The sequence below is a fragment of the Comamonas brasiliensis genome, from assembly GCF_018292285.1.
Taxonomy (GTDB): Bacteria; Pseudomonadota; Gammaproteobacteria; order Burkholderiales; family Burkholderiaceae_C; genus Comamonas; species Comamonas brasiliensis.
In genome coordinates this window covers 276,979-294,134 of the sequence record NZ_JAANES010000005.1, presented here as the reverse complement: position 1 = coordinate 294,134, position 17,156 = coordinate 276,979, and the positions used below count along the sequence as shown (strand labels likewise).

Here is a 17,156-nt window from a genome sequence, read left to right as displayed (position 1 = left end):
CCAAAGACCTCTCCAGTTCCAGCTCTAGCCCCAGGATTTCGCCCATGCCATTCACCACCGAAGAACGACAATCACTGCTCGCACTCAAGGGCGTGGGCCCCACGGTGCTGAGCCGGCTCGAATCCCTGGGCTATGGCTCGTTCGCGCATTTGCGTGAGGCCAATGCCCTGGACATCGTCGCCAAGGCCTCTGCGCTCACGGGCTCCATCTGCTGGAAGAACAGCCCTCAGGCACGCGCCGCCATTCAGGCCACCATCGACGCAGCCAGGCAGCAGGCAGTGCAGGAGAGCTAAGCGCTCGCTGGACCCCCCGCTGCCCCGGCCTGCGCCTCATGCATATCTTTGCAGCAGCGCAGGCCTGAGCGACAGGCGGCCTTTTCTCAAGAAGACGGTTGCGCACCAAGAATGCGAAGCGTATCGCGGGCAGCCACCCACTCCTCGTTCGTGGGCTCCACGCCCACCAGCACCCGGCTGCCGGTCGCTGAGATCACGGGCGCATGCGCCGCATTGGCCCGGACATCGAGTTCCAGGCCCAGCCAGGCCAGATCGGCGCAGACGCGGGCACGAATCTCCTCGCTGTGCTCGCCTATGCCTGCCGTGAAGACCAGCATGTCCAGGCCGCCCAGTGCCGCAGCCAGAGAACCGATTTCGCGCACGATGCGGCGCACAAAGAGCTCCAGCGCAATGCGTGCGCGCTCGCCGGCCTCGCCCGGATCCTCGACATGGCGCAGGATCACGCGAGGCTCGGACGAGATGCCCGATACGCCCAGCAGCCCTGAGTCGTGGTAGAGCAAACGCCCCACCTCTTGAAGCGTCAGCTTCTCGATCTCCATCAGATAGAGCACGGCCCCCGGGTCCAGCGCACCGGTACGGGTGCCCATCATCAATCCGTCCAGGGCCGAGAAGCCCATGGTGGTCGCCATGCTCTGCAACTGATGCATGCCGCACAGGCTGGCGCCGCTGCCCAGATGGGCGACGATGGTTCGTCCCCTGGCCCTGTCGCCATGACGCTCGGCCAGCGCGGTCGCCATATAGGCATACGAAAGCCCGTGAAAGCCATAGCGGCGCACGCCGCGCTGCCACCATTCGTAGGGTAGCGGCAATATCTGCTCCAGCTTGGGCAGGCTGTGATGAAAGCCGGTATCGAAGCAGGCGATCTGCGCGATATCGGGCCGCTCGCGCAGCAGGATCTCCATGGCCTCCAGCGCAAACGGCTGGTGCAGCGGTGCCAGCGGCACATAGCTGCGCAGGTCCTTCAGCACCTGCGCATCAATGCGAGTGGACTCGAAATACTTGCTGCCGCCATGCACCACCCGGTGAGCGATCGCGGCCACGGGCCGGTCCTCGAGCCGCGCCGTGATGCGCTCGCGAATGATGCGCAGCGCATCGCGATAGGGGTGCTCGGCGCCCAGCTCGATGGCAAAGGGCGGGACGTCGGTTTCGCCGAAATCGGGGCCGGGCCCGCCAATGCCCTGCACCTTGCCGTTCCACAGGGGTTTGCGCGGCAGCGGCGTGGCGGCCTCGAATACGGCGAACTTGATGCTCGACGAGCCGCAGTTCAGGACGATGATGACGGAATTGCTCATGGCAGTACCTTTGTCTGCCGACAGGGCACAGACTGCAGCAACAGCCAGCCTGGCGCCATCGGCCATGCTTTTCAGGGCGGCGTCTGCCGGTAGTGATGTGCGAGCAGCAGCGCAATCGCGCAGGATGCAATGCGGGATTCGCGCGAATCGGCGCGGCTGGTCAGCACGATGGGCACTTTGGCGCCGAGCACGATGCCTGCGCTGGCGGCGCCGCCCAGGTACATCAGTTGCTTGGCCAGCATATTGCCGCTTTCCAGATCGGGCACCAGCAGGATGTCGGCCTGGCCGGCCACGGGCGAAGTGATGCCCTTGGTGCGCGCGGCCTCGATGGAGACCGCATTGTCGAAAGCCAGCGGGCCGTCCAGCACCCCCCCGGTGATCTGGCCCCGGTCGGCCATCTTGCACAGTGCGGCCGCATCCAGTGTCGCGGGCATGCTGGGGTTGACCGTCTCGACGGCAGCGAGAATGGCCAGCTTGGGTCTGGCCACGCCCAGGACCTGCGCGAGCTCGATGGCATTGCGTGCGATATCGGCCTTCTGCAAGAGATCGGGGGCCAGGTTGATGGCCGCGTCGGTGACGATGAAGGGCCGTGGATAGCTGGCCGTCTGCAGCACAAAGCAATGGCTGACACGCCTCTTGGTACGCAGCCCGGCACTGCCGGCAACGACAGCGGCCATCAACTCGTCGGTGTGCAGACTGCCTTTCATCAAGCCCTCCAACTCGCCGCTGGCGGCAAGCCTGGCGCCATGCTCGGCGGCGGCGTGGCTGTGCGGCACGTCCTCGATGCGCAAGCCCTGCAGCTCGAACCCCTGCGCCAGCGCAATCGCCTCAAGCTTGGCGCGCGGAGCGATCAGGACCGGCTCGATCAGCCCCAGCCGATGCGCGTCAAGCGCGGCCGACAGACTGATCGCATCGCAGGGATGAACCACGCCCATGCGCACCGGCGGCAGCTCCTTGACGGCCGCCAGCAGCCGGATCAGGCCATGATGGGTGGCCACGTCCAGCGGCTGCTCCGCCCCGCCCGAAGACAGGTCAGCCACCTGCGGTGACGCTGTGGTGCAAGCCTGGGCCTGTGCCTCGCGGGCGCAGCGCAGGGTCAACGTGCTCGCATCACGGGCGGCAACGGTGACATGCAGGCTGTCGCCGACAGCCAGGCCCTCGAACGGCTCCCGCATCCCCTCTGGACTCGATTGACTCATCGCACTCCTTTCTTGCCGCGGCTTGCGGCCGGTTGACGTCGCGCGGCAGGCTTGGGCCGCGTGGCGGCGGCGGAAGCCCGGGCCGGCGCCAGCTGCGGTACCTGAGCCTCGTCCATCGGGGCCTGCTGCGCCAGCGCGGCCTGCTCGAACAAGGCCTGCACCTGCTGCAGAGCGCTTTTCACGGCCTGCTGCTCGGCCTTCGCTCCCGTATCGATGGCCGCCATGCTGGCAATCGCCTGGCTGGCCTTGCGTATGGTGTCGGCAGGCGTGTTCTTGAGCAGGCCGGGAATGGCATCGATGGCGGCACTACCGCATTGCCTCATCACCAGGGTCTGCTCGCGGATGGCGGCACGCAGCTCGGCCAGGCTCCAGCGCCCCGGCGCCTCCTGCTCCAGCAATTGCGCGGCCAGATGGTAGTAGCGCTCGTCCACGGCGCGGCGCAGCGACAGCACGCTCAGCAAGCCGCGCAACGTGGCTTCGAGCACGCCGCCCTGATCCACACTGTCCTCGATCTGGCGCTGCCTGCCCGCCATCAGGGCCAGATGCTCGGGCGTGGTGCCAGGATGCTGGCGCACCGGCCCGCTTTCGCCATAGGCATGTCCGGCCAGTGCCTGCATCAGGGGCGAGCCGTAGAGCATGTCGAACCACAGGGCATAGATATGGTCGCGCCGGTCGCGAAAGTCATCGAGGGAGCGCTCCAGCGCGACCGAGCCCTGCTGCTGCATCTGCAGCCAGGGATTGGCCTCGTCCACGGGCTGGCGATGTTCGCGTATGTATTCGGCACTGCCGCGTATCAGGGCGGCCAGCGGGTGCTGGCTGCTCCAGGCCTCGAACTGCAGGCGCATGGGGTGCAGGGTCTGCAGCCAGCGCGCCGACTCGGAGGTGCTGAATGCGCGCACCCAGGGTTGCCAGAGGCTGCGGTACAGCGCCAGGTTGATGTCGGACACCCGGGCCGCCGCGTCGAAGCGGCGTTCGGCCTGGGCATCGGGCTTGACGATATCGCGCACTTCATCAAGGCCGCTGGCACGGATGCTCAGCAGATAAGGATCGTGGAGCAGCTTCTGCTCCTGTGCCGTGGCGTCGTCCACGCTGGCGCGGTAGATGCCTGCGGGCAGCAGATTGATCTGCTCTATGGCGCTGGCGAACTTGCGGTGCTGCTTGCTGCCGACCGCCCCCGACACAAAGATGCCCAGGTGGCCGATGCTGTCATGCGTGCTGAAGATGATGGTCTGGTCATGCGCGCGCACGTCGTCGTCGCTGGCGTAAAGATCGGTGATCCAGCCCAGGGCCTGGGCCGGCGGAGTGATGTTGTCGCCATAGGAACAGAACACCAGGATCGGCGAGCGGATATTGCGCAGATCGATGCGCACCCCGTCCGAGGTCAGCAGCCGGGCCGTCGAAAGCTTGTTGCCGATGAACAGGTTGTCGACGATGTACTGCATCTCCACATCGTTGAGAAAGACATAGCCGCCCCAGTATTTCTCGAAGCCGATATAACGCTCGGCCTCCGTGTCGGCATTGGCATAGACCTTGTACTGCTTGCTCCACAGCGTGTTGGCCGGGTCGAGCTGCTCGAAGTTCTGCACCAGATGGGCGCCGTCGAAGCGGCCGTTGCCCAGATCGCTGCTCAGCGCCGTCATCCAACTGCCTCCCAGGAGGCCACCCGAGTAGCGCATGGGATTGTCTCCGGCCCAGTACGACAGGGGCGCTCCGGCGACGATGATGGGCCCGAACAGCTCGGGCCAGACCGCTGCCGTCATCAGGATCTGCCAGCCTGCCTGACAGTTGCCGATGACCGCGGGCTTGCCCTCGCTGTCGGGGTGCAGCTCGGCCACGCGACGCATGAAGGCCGCCTCGGCACGCATCACGTCCTCCACCGTCTGACCCGGCACCGGGTCGGGCAGAAAGCCGACGAAGTAGCAAGGGTGGCCGGCCTCCAGCGCTGCGCCGATCTCGCTGTGCGGCTTGAAGCCGCCTATGCCGGGCCCATGGCCAGCGCGTGGATCGATCACGACGAAGGGTCGCTTGCCCGGATCGGCCGGCTGATTCTCAGGCGCCTGGATGCGCACCAGGCCATAGTTGACGGGCCTGGGAAGTTCCAGCCCCGACATCACCAGCTCGGCAGGGAAATGCAGCACATTCGGCATCCTGGCCTCGCGCTGCATACGGTACTGATCGCCGACCTGGCGCTCGATATCGGCATACAGCACGCTGCGCTGGGCAGCATCCAGCGCATAGGCTGCGGCGGCTCGCCACCATGCCAAAGGATCGACAGATCCCTGAGTCGATGGGCCGGCCTCGCTGGGTTTGCTCATATCGTGCTCCCGAAGTCACAAGCTTCTCTCAAGAAGACTCAAAAACAATAGCTGTCGGCGCTTTATGGATCTGCCAGAACGCCGAAAAGCCGGAATTCCTGCCATGACAAGACCGCAGATCATCCGGCGACGAAGCGGTAGCCATGCTGCGGCCCCGCCCCTCTTTCTCCTTACTTCTGTGCCGTCTTGCCGCCCTTGGCCTGAGCCGCGTCCAGACCCGGCGGCGTCCAGACGGACAGCCACTGCTTGAAGATGTCTTGCAGCGGCAAAGCAGGCAGATTGGACGAGCCGTCTGCACGCATGGCGTCGGCCACCGCCTTCTGCCAGGCCTCCAGGGCTTGCTGCAGACCGCTGGCAAAAGCCTGCTGGTTCCGGATCGCGATATCGCTGGCGCTCCTGGCATCGCTCATGCGGTCTTCAATCCTGCGCATGAAAGCCTCGGCGGGCAGGCTGGCCAGTGACTGCCAGTCCTCGGCCTTCAGCAGGCTTTGCAGCTCCGACGTGGTTTCGCTGATGCCGGTAGCACTGCTGTGCTGCGCCGCTTCCAGCCAGCGATGGCCACTCTCACGCATCAGCTGAGCGATGCGCAGTTGCAGCTCGGCATTGGCCTTGAACAGACTCAGGGGGGTCGCTTGGATGCTCATATCGGTCTCCCTATGGTGATGGTGGTGCCTATCGAGAGGCTGGCGGACCGTCCGGCCTATCACCGTGACCAGACGGCCTATGAAAACTCCGTGACCTGCGCAAACTCGGATGGCGCGTGGCGTTTCGTGCAGAGAAATGCCCGTCATGCATCCTGGTCGGCGCAGGTCTTCAACTCAATGCTCGAGCACGTACCGGCCCGGAGCGTCATACAAAGGCTTGCCGCTCTTGCCGCCCATGCGCGGCGCAGCCAGCGGCGTACCGGATCTGCTTTGGAGCCAGGCACTCCATGCCGGCCACCAGGAGCCCTCGTGCCGCTCGGCTTCTTGCTGCCACTGCGCGGCAGGCATGTCCTGTGCACCGGCGGGACGCATGCGCAGCTGGTAACTGCGGCGCGGATGGCCGGGCTCGCTGACAATGCCGGCGTTATGGCCGCCGCTCGTCAGCACAAAGGTGATCTCGGCCGCAGTGCGATGGTGCAGCTTGTATACCGATGGCCAGGGTGCCACATGATCGGTAAGCGTTCCCACGCAGAAGATGGGCACTCTGAGATCGAGCAACGAGACCGGCCTGCCGTCGACCGGATAACGGTTTTCGCTGAGATCGTTGTTCAGAAACAGACGGCGCAGGTATTGCGAGTGCATCCTCGCAGGCATGCGCGTGGCATCGGCATTCCAGGCCATGAGATCGCTCATCGGCGCACGCTCGCCCAGCAGGTAGTGATCCACCATGCGCGACCACAGCAGATCCTGGGAGCGCAGCATCAGGAATGCGCCGGCCATCTGCTCGGCGCGCAGATAGCCTTGCCGGGCCATCTGGGCCTCAAGCAGGCTGATCTGCGCTTCGTCGATGAACAGCCCCAGCTCGCCAGGCTCGGTGAAATCGGTCTGCGCGGCCAGCAGGCTCATCGATGCCAGACGGTCGTCGCCGTCGCGCGCCATCGCTGCTGCAGCAATGGCCAGCAGGGTTCCGCCCAGACAATAGCCGGCCGCATGCACTTTCTTGCCCGGGACGATGCCGGTAACGGCATCCAGCGCAGCACGCCAGCCCAGCTCGACATAGTCGTCCATGCCCAGCTCCCGGTCATCGGCATCGGGGTTCTTCCAGGAAACGCAGAACACCGTATGCCCCTGGTCGACCAGATACTTGATCAGCGAATTGCCTGGGGATAGATCCAGGACGTAGTACTTCATGATCCAGGCAGGCATGATCAATACCGGCTCGGGGTGGACCTTGTCGGTGGTAGGCGTGTACTGGATCAGCTCCATCAGTCGGTTGCGCAGCACCACCTTGCCAGCCGTGACGGCCACATCGCGCCCTGGCTGGAATGCTTCGGAACCTGCAGGCGGCTGGTTTGCAATCTGGGCCTGGAGGTCTTCCATCAGGTACTGCAAGCCGCGCACCAGATTCGCCCCGCCCTCTTTGAGGGTACGTTCCTGAACAATCGGGTTGGTGGCAAAGAAGTTCGCAGGCGAGCACATATCCAGCCACTGCTTGCCCCAGAACCCGACCAGGCGCGCGTGATGCGGTTCAACACCGGCAACGCCCTGGCTGGCAGCCTGCCACCAGCGTTGCTGAGCGGCAAAGCCCGCACTGATGGCATTGAACGGCCATTGCTGCCATTGAGCCGCTTTGAAGAGCTGATCGGGCTCTGCGGTCCTGGGCCCGCCATAGCAAAGACTTGCCCATTCCTCCAGCGCCAGCCGCGCGAGATCCAGGCGCTTTCCCGGACTGATGGCAAGATTGCCTGCCCAGTTCAGCCAGGCCTGCCATTGGGACTCGGGGGAAACCGACAGCCACTGCTGCGCCCACATCGCACGCACAGCCTGATCAAGCTGCTGGCTGGAACTGAACTGCGTCTCGGCCTCGCGGTCAACCATAGCGGCCCCTTTTTGCTGCATGGCAATAACGCAACATCTTATGTGCTCAAGAAGTTGTTGCATAGTCACCTCCCAAGGAGGCTTGAGCTTCATCAAATCCAGGTTGGCAAGCACTGCGGCGCCAGATGCCGAATGGCGCGGACTGCAGCGCGGCAGGCAGAAGAACTCGGCGCCCAGACCTGCAGGCAATATCGGCAATGGCCTGCAAACGGCGGGCTCCGGCCACCGCCGGCCGGCTCGTCAGGCACCGATTCCCCATTGTGTGCAATAATGGAGAGCTTTTATGCGGAAAGTACACCGGACAGGCTGGTGCGGCTCCCGCACTTGACCAAAGGAAAGATCATGAAAGAAGGCATTCACCCCAATTACCGCGAAGTTCTGTTCGTTGACATGTCCAACGGCTTCAAGTTCGTGACACGTTCTTGCGTTTCCACCAAGGAAACCGAAAACTTCGAAGGTAAAGAGTACCCTCTGTTCAAGCTGGATACCACTTCTGAATCGCACCCCTTCTACACTGGCACACAAAAGTCGGTGGACAACATGGGTGGCCGCGTGGAGAAGTTCCGCAACCGCTTCGGCAAGAAGTAAATCTTACTTTTTTGCTGAAAAGGCAGCTCGGGCAACCGTGCTGCCTTTTCTTTTTGGGAGCTGCCCTGTGGCATCCCAATGCTCCTATCATCGGAGCACCAAGCGCTCCGAACCCGGGCGCTCTCGCCTGATCAGGCCGTGCAGACTCGCACCGCCGCTACCGGATTGATTGCGTGAACCAGCCCACACCTGCCATTGTTGCCCAAAGCGCCGTGCGCCGACTGCCGCGCTGGGCCCTGCTTTTGCTGTGCCTGGCCTATGTGATTCCCGGCTTTGTCATGCGTGGCCCCTGGCGCTCCAACGATATGGAGGCCTTTGGCTATATGCGCGAGCTGGCACTAGGTCATACCGACTGGCTGTCTCCCACGCTTTCGGGTCTGGCTCCCAGCATCGATGGTCTGCTGCCCTACTGGCTGGGCGCCTTGTCCCTGCTGGGCTTCGAGTGGCTGCTCGGCGCTGAAATGGCGGCGCGCCTGCCGTTCATCGCCTTGCTGATCCTGACCCTGGGAGCCACCTGGTGGGGCGCCTACTATCTGGCCCGCACGCCAGGCGCACAGCCCGTCGCCTTCGCCTTTGGCGGAGAGGCGCAGCTGATCGACTACGCCCGCGCCATGGCCGATGCGGCCTTGCTGGCCCTGGTTGCCTGCCTGGGTCTGGCCCAGCTCTCGCATGAAACCACCAGCTACGTCACCCAGCTGGGCTGCACGGCACTGCTGTTCTTTGCAGCGGCAGCCATGGCCTATCACCCGAGGAAGTCAGCGGCGGCCCTGATATTCGGCCTGCTGGGACTGGCCCTGAGCGGAGCCCCCACGCTTGCCGTGCTGTTCGGACTGGGCGGCAGCGTGATCGCCTTCACCCAGCGCAGCTGGGGCGACAATCCGGGCCGCTCACACCGCCAAGCACGCCTCTGGGCCGCAGCCTGGATGGCCGCCACGGTGCTGGCCGCCAGCCTGACCACCGCACTGGATCAATGGGTCTGGCATCTCGTGGACTCGCTCAAGGACTGGAGCGCGCTGCTGCAGCTGCTGTTGTGGTTCTGCTGGCCTGCCTGGCCCCTGGCTCTGTGGACGCTGTGGGTCTGGCGCCGCCAGATTGCCTACCCCGGCCACAACCCGCATCTGTCCATTGCTCTGCTGTTTGCCACCGTTCCGGTGGCCGCCTGCCTGAGCAGCACCCCGGCCGACCGTGCCCTGCTGCTGGGACTTCCTGCCATCGCCACCCTGGCCGCCTTCGCCCTGCCCACCTTCAGGCGCAGCATCAGCGCGCTGATCGACTGGTTCACACTGCTGTTCTTTACGGCATCCGCGATTGCCATCTGGGTAGTCTGGCTGGCATTCCAGACCGGATTTCCGCCCAAGATCGCCGCCAATATTGCACGCCTTGCCCCGCAGTTTGAAGCCAGCATCTCCTGGCCCACGGTCATCGTGGCACTCGTCGCCACTGCCGGCTGGTTTGCACTGGTGGTCTGGCGCACTTCGCGCAACCGCGCAGCCATCTGGAAGAGCCTGGTGCTGCCGGCCGGCGGTGCCACGCTGAGCTGGGTGCTGCTGTCCACGCTCTGGATGGAGCCACTGGACCATGCTCGAAGCTATCAGTTCCAGATGACACAGCTGGACGACGAGCTCAGGCAAAACGGCGCCACAAGCTGCGTGCTGACCTATGGCCTGGGCCGCTCGCAGATTGCGGCCGTGCGCTACTACACCCATGTGGATACGGCACTGCTGCGCCGCAGCGATCCCGGCGACTGCGGCTGGGCGCTGGTCGATGCAGACCGCTGGGCGGGCGACCACAATCGCAAGCTGCGCCAGGGCTGGAGCGAGGTCAGCCGCATCACCCGCCTGGCTGGTCAGAAGGAAGTTCTGGTTCTGCTCAAGTACACCGGCCCCAAAGCCGCGCCATGAAGGGCGAGCTGCAGTACATAGGCCGCCATGCGGGTACGGTGCTGGCCGGCCAACTGGCCGTCATGGCCTTCGGCACCACCGATACCATCGTCGCCAGTCGCTATTCCAACGAGGCCGTCGCCGCCCTGTCCGTGGGCTCGGCCATTTTCATCAGCGTCTATGCTTCGCTGATGGGCATTTTTCAGGCTCTTCTGCCCCTGTGGTCCGAGCAGCGTGGCGCCGGCCAGCCCCAGGCCATAGGGCATTCGCTGCGCCAGTCCATGTATCTGTGTGCCGCAGCCTGCGTACTGGGGATGGCAGTGCTGCTAATGCCTGACGCGCTGCTGCGCTGGACCGATGTGCCCGATGCGCTGCAGCTGGAGGTCAAGCGCTATCTCGCCGTGCTGGCCTGGGGCCTGCCTCCGGCGCTGCTGTTTCGCATCTACAGCGCACTCAACCAGGCGCTGGGCCACCCCAAGCTGGTCACCTGGCTGCAGCTCATCTCGCTGCTGATCAAAATCCCCTTGTCCGTCTGGTTCACCTTTGGCGGCCTGGGCCTCGCTCCCCTTGGAGCCGTGGGCTGCGCCCTGGCCACGCTGCTGGTCAACTACACCATGTTTGCCGTGGCCCTGTGGCTGATGCGCACCCAGGATTTCTATGCGCCGCTGGCGCTGTGGCAGAAGCTGGAGCCCCCTGACTGGCTGCAGCTGGGCCGCTTCTGCCGCCTTGGCATTCCTGCGGGTCTGGCCATTCTGGTGGAAGTCACCTCCTTCACGCTCATGGCCCTGTATGTGGCACGACAGGGCTCGCTCTCGTCCGCCAGCCACCAGATCGCTGCCAATCTGGCCGCCATCTGCTATATGGTGCCGCTATCCCTGGCCATTGCCACCAGTGCCCGCGTCAGCTACTGGCGCGGCGCAGGCGATGAAGCCCAGGCCAGAACGCTGATTCAGCAGTGTTTCAAGCTTGCATTGATGATAGGCATGGCGACAGCTGCCACCTTGTTCCTTGCTCGCAGCTGGATTGCAGACATCTATACCGACTCCCCGCAGGTGCTGGCCATGACGTCCTGGCTGCTGATCTGCGTGGCCACATACCATGTGGCGGACTGCGTGCAGACCTACTGCATTTTCGTGCTGCGCTGCTACCGCGTGACCGTGGCGCCTCTGGTGATTTATTGCCTGCTGCTCTGGGGCGGCGGCCTGGGTCTTGGCTACTGGCTGACCTACCGGTGGCAGGCCGCTCCCGGCTGGCAGGACTGGCAGGCCACGCCCATGCCCTTGTGGATCTGCAGCGCGGCCGCCCTGCTGGTCACGGCCCTGGCATTCAGCACCATCCTGCACAAAACCATACGACCGCCCAGGCCCCGGACCAGCCACTGAAGCGCTCAATGAGACAGCGTCTTGGCCGGCACCTCGGTCACGGCCCGCACACGTCCGGGCGGAAAAGTCACAGCGAACTCCGAGCCCTTGCCCAGCTCGCTCTCGATGCTCAGCTTGGCACCATGCCGCTGCAGCACATGCTTGACGATGGCCAGTCCCAGGCCGGTGCCGCCAGTGTCACGTGAGCGGCTGCGGTCCACGCGATAGAAGCGCTCCGTCAGGCGCGACACATGCTTTTCATCGATGCCGGGGCCGGAATCCTTGACGGCAAAGCGGGCCGACCCGTCAGGCAGCAATTGCCAGCGCACATCGATCTGCCCGCCTGCAGGCGTGTAACGCATGGCATTGGCCAGCAGATTGGAGAACGCGCTGTGCAGCTCCGCGCTGGCACCTGCCAGCTCTCCGGCCTGCCTGAGCGCCTGCTCGTCGGGAAAGTTCAGCACATGGGGCTTGGCCTGCTTGCGCGTCAAGGCATTGGAGAGGCCGCGCGCCTCGTTCTCGCAGCGAGTGAGCAACTGCGCCACCGAGACCCAGTCGTTGTTGCCTGGCAGCGGACTGCCCTCCAGACGCGACAAGGTCAGCAAGTCCTCCACCAGATGCTGCATGCGCTCGGCCTGCTGGGCCATCAGCTCCAGATAGCGATTGCGCTCGTCCTCCTCCAGCGGCAGGTTCTGCAGCGTTTCCACAAAACCGGCCAGCACCGTCAGCGGCGTGCGGATTTCATGCGAGACATTGGCCACGAAGTCGCGGCGCATGGCTTCGGCCTGCTCCAGAGCCGTCACATCGCGCGCCAGCAGCAGCTTGCGCCCCTCGCCATAGCCGTAGAGCTGCACCGACAGCTTGACCGGCCGCGAAGGCGTGCTTTCGCGCCCCTGCATGACCAGATCGTGGGTGAAGTCCTGCGCCACGAAATAGGCACTGAACTGAGGATTGCGCACCAGGTTGCCTATGCTTTGCAGCACGTCGCGCTCGGCGTCGAAGCCGAACTGCTTGGCCGCAATCTGGTTGCACCATTCGATGCGCCCCTGCGCATCGAGCAGCACCACACCATTGGGACTGGCCTGCAGGGCCGACAAGATATCGTTGAGCCGCTGATCACCCTGCTGCACCTGCTGCACGCTCTGGCGAATCCAGCGGCGCATGCGCACGCCAGCCTCGCCCCAGATGCCCGCCAGGTTGGGCACGGCACCCAACTCCGACTGGCGCAGCCAGCGCAGCAGGCGCGCGCCATTCCAGCTATCCACCAGCCACCAGATCCAGCCGCCAATCAAGGCACCGGCCATGGCCGCCACAGATTGCTGCCCCACCGTCGCATCGGGTGCGAGCAGATGGGCCCACAGCAGCCATACCACCATGGCTGCCGCGATCTGAGAGGCCAACAATCGAAAACCACGCCACCCCATATTTGCTTTCAGTTGTGATTTTTGTCGACCCAGCCAGACCGGGCCGAGGTTTTGGGGGAAGTGCTGTCAGGCCATGGCCTGAGCGCTGAAACGGTAACCTGCGCCGCGAACGGTTTCAATCAGAACACCTGCCACGCCCAGCGATTCGCGCAGGCGCTTGACGTGCACATCCACCGTGCGCTCTTCGATGAAGACATGGTCGCCCCATACCTTGTCGAGCAGCTGCGCACGGCTGTGCACGCGCTCGGGGTGCTTCATCAGATAGTTGAGCAGCTTGAACTCGGTGGGTCCGATCTTGAGCAGATCGCCCTGCCAGCTCACGCGATGGGCTGCGGCATCCAGCACCAGCTCGCCAATGCTGACCTTGTCCTGCACCTGCTCTGGCGCGCGACGGCGCAGCACGGCACGGATGCGGGCCAGCAGCTCCTGGGTGGAGAATGGCTTGGTGATGTAGTCATCGGCTCCGGCATCAAGGCCTGCCACCTTGTCGGGCTCGTCACCGCGCGCCGTCAGCATGAGAATGGGTACGGCCTTGGTGCGGCTGTCGGCACGCCATTTGCGGGCCAGCGACAGGCCGCTGGCACCGGGCAGCATCCAGTCGAGCAAGATCACATCGGGCAGCACGGCATCGAGCTCGCGCTGCGCCGACACACCGTCTTCCGCCCAGACGGGCTGGAAGCCGTTATGCCTCAAATTGACCGCGATCAACTCTGCAATCGCAGGTTCGTCCTCCACGATGAGGACCATGGGCATCTTCTTCATCCCTGGGTAGCCTCCGTCTTACAACACCGCAGATTCGATTTCAGCCATGGTCTGATGGCGCACGTCCTTGCCCTCGACCAGGTAGATGATCAGCTCGGCCACGTTCTTGGAGTGGTCGCCGATACGCTCGATGGCCTTGGCCAGGAACAGCAGGTCCAGGCTGGCGGAGATGGTGCGCGGATCTTCCATCATGTAGGTGATGAGCTTGCGCACAAAGCCGTCGAACTCTTCGTCGATCAGATCGTCTTCGCGCAAGATGGCCACCGCCGCCTTGGTGTCCAGGCGGGCAAAGGCATCCAGGGTCTTGCGCAGCAGCTCGGAAGCCATCTGGGCAGCCATGCGCAGCTCGCCGCTGGGCAGGGAACGGGCGGCGCCGCTTTCGATGATGGACTTGACCATGCGGGCCATCTTGCAGGCCTCGTCGCCCATGCGCTCCAGATTGGCCGTGGCCTTGGAGAAGGCGATCAGCAGGCGCAGGTCGCGGGCCGTGGGTTGACGGCGCGCGATGATGGACGACAGCTCATGGTCGATCTCCACTTCCATGGCATTGACGCGCTGCTCGGTGCTGATGACCTGCTCCACGGCATCGGTGCTGAAGCTGGTCAGTGCATAGACGGCATTGCTGATCTGCGACTCGACCAGACCGCCCAGCTCCATGACGCGGGCAGAGACACGGTTGAGTTCGGAGTCGAACTGTGTGGACAAATGTTTTTCTGTCATTTTTGAGTCCTTAGCCGAAGCGGCCTGTGATGTAGTCTTCCGTTTCCTTGCGCTGGGGCTTGAAGAACATTTTTTCGGTGTCGCCGAACTCCACCAGGTCCCCCAGGTACATATAGGCCGTGTAGTCGCTGCAACGGGCGGCCTGCTGCATGTTGTGGGTCACGATGACCACGGTGTAGTCGTTCTTCAGCTCCGCAATCAGTTCCTCGATCTTGGCCGTGGAGATGGGGTCCAGCGCCGAGCATGGCTCGTCCAGCAGCAGCACCTCGGGCTTGATGGCAATGCCGCGCGCGATGCACAGACGCTGCTGCTGGCCGCCCGACAGACCCGAGCCGCTTTGCTGCAGCTTGTCCTTGACTTCATTCCACAGCGCCGCCTTGCGCAGCGCCCACTCCACGCGGTCGTCCATATCGGAGGCGTTGAGATTCTCGAACAGCTTCACGCCGAAGGCGATGTTGTCATAGATGGACATCGGGAACGGCGTGGGCTTCTGGAACACCATGCCGACCTTGGCGCGAATCAGTGCCACATCCTGCTTGCTGGTCAGCAGATTGTCGCCGTCCAGCATGATCTGGCCTTCGGCGCGCTGCTCGGGATAGAGCTCGAACATGCGGTTGAAGGTGCGCAGCAGCGTGGACTTGCCGCAGCCCGAGGGGCCGATGAAGGCCGTGACCTTCTTCTCGGGAATATCGAGGTTGATGTTTTTCAGCGCGTGAAACTTGCCGTAATAGAAGTTCAGGTCGCGCACGGCCAGCTTGACGTTGGCGGGAGCAATGGTTGCAGTCATGATCTTGAACCTTGGAATTATTTCTGGCGGGTGATGAAACGCGCCAGGATATTCAGACCCAGCACAGCCACCGTGATGAGGAACACACCGGCCCATGCCAGTTGCTGCCAGTTCTCATAGGGGCTCATGGCAAATTTGAAGATGGTCACCGGCAGGCTGGCCATGGGCTTGCTCAGGTCGGCATTCCAGAACTGGTTGTTCAGCGCCGTGAACAGCAGCGGAGCAGTCTCGCCTGCGATACGAGCCACGGCCAGCAGCACACCGGTGATGACACCGGCACGCGCCGCACGCAGCGTCACCATGATGATGACCTTCCACTTCGGCGTGCCCAGTGCATAAGCCGCTTCACGCAGGCTGGCAGGCACCAGCACCAGCATGTTTTCAGTGGTCCGGATGACCACGGGAATCACGATCAGCGCCAGCGCGATCACGCCGGCCATGCCGGAGAAGCTCTTGAAACGCACTACCACCACGGTATAGACAAACAGACCGATGACGATGGAGGGAGCGGACAGCAGAATGTCGTTGACGAAGCGCGTGGTGGAAGCCAGCCAGCTCTTTTTGTCGTACTCGGCCAGATAGACACCAGCCATCACGCCGATCGGCGTGCCGACAAAAGTGGCCAGCGTCACTATCATCAGCGAGCCCCAGATGGCGTTGGCAATGCCGCCCTCCTCGTTGGGCGGAGGCGTCATCTGCGAAAACAGCGCGAAGTTCAGGCCGCCCACGCCCTGGCGAATGGTTTCCCAGAGAATCCAGATCAGCCAGAAGACGCCGAACAGCATGGCAGCCATGGACAGGGTCAGCGCGATCTGATTGAGGCGCTTGCGCCTGTCGTACTTGGCCTGACGCACGGCAGCCAGGTCGGCCGCATCAAGCATCTTGGCGGAGGTGGAGGTCGAGCTCATGAGCGGGCTCCTTCGTTCTTCTGCAGGCGATTGAGCAGCATCTTGGAGCAGGCCAGCACCACGAAGGTGATGAAGAACAGCACCAGGCCCAGATAGATCAGCGATGCCTGGTGCAGGCCTTCGCCGGCTTCGGCAAACTCATTGGCCAGGGCCGAGGTGATGCTGTTCGCGGCCTCGAACACGGACAGCGAATTGAGCTGGTTCATATTGCCGATCACAAAGGTCACGGCCATGGTCTCGCCCAGCGCGCGGCCCAGGCCCAGCATGACGCCGCCGAGCACGCCGGTCTTGGTATAGGGCAGCACCACTTTCCAGACCACTTCCCAGGTCGTGGAGCCCAGGCCGTAGGCCGACTCCTTGAGCAGCGCCGGCGTGACCTCGAACACATCGCGCATCACCGAGGCGATGAAGGGGATGATCATGATGGCCAGGATGATGCCGGCCGAGAGAATGCCGATACCCACGGGAGGCCCGGAGACAAAGGCGCCCAGATAGGGCACGCCGCTCAGCAGGTTCTGCAGCGGCTGCTGCACATAGGTGGCCAGCACGGGGCCGAACACCATCAGACCCCACATGCCGTAGACGATGGATGGCACTGCGGCCAGCAACTCGATGGCCGTGCCCAGAGGGCGCTTGAGCCAGGCGGGAGAGAGTTCCGTCAGAAACAGCGCAATGCCGAAGCTCACGGGCACGGCAATCAAGAGCGCGATGGCCGAGGTGGCCAGCGTGCCGTAAATCATGACCAGGCCGCCGTACCGATTCTGGACGGGGTCCCAGACGCTGCTGGTCAGAAAGCCCAGACCGTATTCCGAAATGGCGGGCCAGGCGCCGACGATCAGTGAAGCCATGATGGCCAGCAGCAGCACCAGCGTCAGAATCGCTGCGCTGCGTGCCAGGCCACCAAACAAACGATCCGCCATACGTCCCGAGATCATCGGAGCACGTGGCGGAGAAGGAGAGCGTCGCTTGGCGGCATCGGTGGAGGCAGCAGCCAGCGAACTGGAGGGCGACGTAGTGGACACGTGAGCGCCTTTATTCGCAAAGGGTTGAAACAAGCAGCGGAGATGCCGTCCGGCACGGCAGTCCGCTGCTCACTGATTACACG

At 63.8% G+C, this 17,156-nt stretch carries 15 protein-coding genes; 4 read left to right on the top strand and 11 right to left on the bottom strand.

The genetic code is table 11. The features are described 5' to 3' along the window. Positions 1-44 precede the first annotated feature (44 nt). Positions 45-293 (top strand): helix-hairpin-helix domain-containing protein, encoded by a 249-nt coding sequence (locus DJFAAGMI_RS20460; RefSeq protein ID WP_211458723.1) that lies wholly within the window; start codon positions 45-47, stop codon positions 291-293. An 86-nt stretch (positions 294-379) separates the two neighbouring features. Here the strand turns inward: DJFAAGMI_RS20460 and DJFAAGMI_RS20455 are convergent, their stop codons facing one another. The 5 genes from DJFAAGMI_RS20455 to DJFAAGMI_RS20435 form a co-directional block, all read right to left on the bottom strand. Continuing rightward, positions 380-1,585, bottom strand: a complete 1,206-nt coding sequence (locus DJFAAGMI_RS20455; protein ID WP_211458721.1) for an acetate/propionate family kinase — start codon at positions 1,583-1,585, stop codon at positions 380-382. A gap of 71 nt (positions 1,586-1,656) precedes the next feature. After that, positions 1,657-2,784 carry a bifunctional enoyl-CoA hydratase/phosphate acetyltransferase gene (locus tag DJFAAGMI_RS20450; RefSeq protein WP_211458719.1) on the bottom strand — a complete coding sequence of 376 codons (1,128 nt, stop codon included), beginning with the start codon at positions 2,782-2,784 and terminating at the stop codon, positions 1,657-1,659. Continuing rightward, positions 2,781-5,099 (bottom strand): DUF3141 domain-containing protein, encoded by a 2,319-nt coding sequence (locus DJFAAGMI_RS20445; protein ID WP_211458717.1) that lies wholly within the window; start codon positions 5,097-5,099, stop codon positions 2,781-2,783. Before DJFAAGMI_RS20445 ends, DJFAAGMI_RS20450 begins: the two co-directional genes overlap by 4 nt. 170 nt (positions 5,100-5,269) lie before the next feature. After that, positions 5,270-5,743 carry a phasin family protein gene (locus tag DJFAAGMI_RS20440; RefSeq protein WP_043005437.1) on the bottom strand — a complete coding sequence of 158 codons (474 nt, stop codon included), beginning with the start codon at positions 5,741-5,743 and terminating at the stop codon, positions 5,270-5,272. Between the two features lie 174 nt (positions 5,744-5,917). Next, positions 5,918-7,621 (bottom strand): PHA/PHB synthase family protein, encoded by a 1,704-nt coding sequence (locus DJFAAGMI_RS20435; protein ID WP_211458715.1) that lies wholly within the window; start codon positions 7,619-7,621, stop codon positions 5,918-5,920. A 342-nt stretch (positions 7,622-7,963) separates the two neighbouring features. Between DJFAAGMI_RS20435 and DJFAAGMI_RS20430 the strand changes: the two genes are divergently transcribed. The 3 genes from DJFAAGMI_RS20430 (at position 7,964) to DJFAAGMI_RS20420 (ending at position 11,471) form a co-directional block, all read left to right on the top strand. Then, complete coding sequence (locus DJFAAGMI_RS20430; protein ID WP_003053459.1) at positions 7,964-8,209, top strand: type B 50S ribosomal protein L31; 246 nt, start codon at positions 7,964-7,966, stop codon at positions 8,207-8,209. A gap of 173 nt (positions 8,210-8,382) precedes the next feature. Then, complete coding sequence (locus DJFAAGMI_RS20425; protein WP_211458713.1) at positions 8,383-10,110, top strand: hypothetical protein; 1,728 nt, start codon at positions 8,383-8,385, stop codon at positions 10,108-10,110. Further along, positions 10,107-11,471: an MATE family efflux transporter gene (locus DJFAAGMI_RS20420; RefSeq protein ID WP_211458711.1), complete on the top strand. Its 1,365-nt coding sequence runs from the start codon at positions 10,107-10,109 to the stop codon at positions 11,469-11,471. The genes DJFAAGMI_RS20425 and DJFAAGMI_RS20420 overlap by 4 nt, the downstream gene beginning before the upstream one ends. A 5-nt stretch (positions 11,472-11,476) precedes the next feature. Here the strand turns inward: DJFAAGMI_RS20420 and phoR are convergent, their stop codons facing one another. The 6 genes from phoR to pstC form a co-directional block, all read right to left on the bottom strand. After that, positions 11,477-12,853 carry a phosphate regulon sensor histidine kinase PhoR gene (phoR, locus tag DJFAAGMI_RS20415; protein ID WP_211458709.1) on the bottom strand — a complete coding sequence of 459 codons (1,377 nt, stop codon included), beginning with the start codon at positions 12,851-12,853 and terminating at the stop codon, positions 11,477-11,479. Between the two features lie 87 nt (positions 12,854-12,940). After that, entirely contained in the window at positions 12,941-13,636 is a 696-nt protein-coding gene (gene phoB, locus DJFAAGMI_RS20410; protein ID WP_003053455.1) for a phosphate regulon transcriptional regulator PhoB, read from the bottom strand. Between the two features lie 18 nt (positions 13,637-13,654). Then, positions 13,655-14,356, bottom strand: coding sequence for a phosphate signaling complex protein PhoU (gene phoU / locus DJFAAGMI_RS20405; protein WP_003053453.1), 702 nt, complete (start codon positions 14,354-14,356; stop codon positions 13,655-13,657). Between the two features lie 10 nt (positions 14,357-14,366). Further along, positions 14,367-15,143 (bottom strand): phosphate ABC transporter ATP-binding protein PstB, encoded by a 777-nt coding sequence (gene pstB, locus DJFAAGMI_RS20400; protein WP_003053452.1) that lies wholly within the window; start codon positions 15,141-15,143, stop codon positions 14,367-14,369. Positions 15,144-15,160: 17 nt separating this feature from the next. Next, on the bottom strand, positions 15,161-16,051 hold the full coding sequence (pstA, locus tag DJFAAGMI_RS20395; protein ID WP_043005431.1) for a phosphate ABC transporter permease PstA: 891 nt from the start codon (positions 16,049-16,051) through the stop codon (positions 15,161-15,163). Further along, positions 16,048-16,986, bottom strand: a complete 939-nt coding sequence (pstC, locus tag DJFAAGMI_RS20390; protein ID WP_211458815.1) for a phosphate ABC transporter permease PstC — start codon at positions 16,984-16,986, stop codon at positions 16,048-16,050. Before pstC ends, pstA begins: the two co-directional genes overlap by 4 nt. Between the last annotated feature and the right edge of the window lie 170 nt (positions 16,987-17,156).

Coding starts and splice junctions, on each gene's coding strand:
- DJFAAGMI_RS20460 (WP_211458723.1), top strand. CDS start 45: ATGCCATTCACCACCGAAGAACGACAATCACTGCTCGCACTCAAGGGC.
- DJFAAGMI_RS20455 (WP_211458721.1), bottom strand. CDS start 1,585: ATGAGCAATTCCGTCATCATCGTCCTGAACTGCGGCTCGTCGAGCATC.
- DJFAAGMI_RS20450 (WP_211458719.1), bottom strand. CDS start 2,784: ATGAGTCAATCGAGTCCAGAGGGGATGCGGGAGCCGTTCGAGGGCCTG.
- DJFAAGMI_RS20445 (WP_211458717.1), bottom strand. CDS start 5,099: ATGAGCAAACCCAGCGAGGCCGGCCCATCGACTCAGGGATCTGTCGAT.
- DJFAAGMI_RS20440 (WP_043005437.1), bottom strand. CDS start 5,743: ATGAGCATCCAAGCGACCCCCCTGAGTCTGTTCAAGGCCAATGCCGAG.
- DJFAAGMI_RS20435 (WP_211458715.1), bottom strand. CDS start 7,621: ATGGTTGACCGCGAGGCCGAGACGCAGTTCAGTTCCAGCCAGCAGCTT.
- DJFAAGMI_RS20430 (WP_003053459.1), top strand. CDS start 7,964: ATGAAAGAAGGCATTCACCCCAATTACCGCGAAGTTCTGTTCGTTGAC.
- DJFAAGMI_RS20420 (WP_211458711.1), top strand. CDS start 10,107: ATGAAGGGCGAGCTGCAGTACATAGGCCGCCATGCGGGTACGGTGCTG.
- phoB (WP_003053455.1), bottom strand. CDS start 13,636: ATGAAGAAGATGCCCATGGTCCTCATCGTGGAGGACGAACCTGCGATT.
- phoU (WP_003053453.1), bottom strand. CDS start 14,356: ATGACAGAAAAACATTTGTCCACACAGTTCGACTCCGAACTCAACCGT.
- pstB (WP_003053452.1), bottom strand. CDS start 15,143: ATGACTGCAACCATTGCTCCCGCCAACGTCAAGCTGGCCGTGCGCGAC.
- pstA (WP_043005431.1), bottom strand. CDS start 16,051: ATGAGCTCGACCTCCACCTCCGCCAAGATGCTTGATGCGGCCGACCTG.
- pstC (WP_211458815.1), bottom strand. CDS start 16,986: ATGATCTCGGGACGTATGGCGGATCGTTTGTTTGGTGGCCTGGCACGC.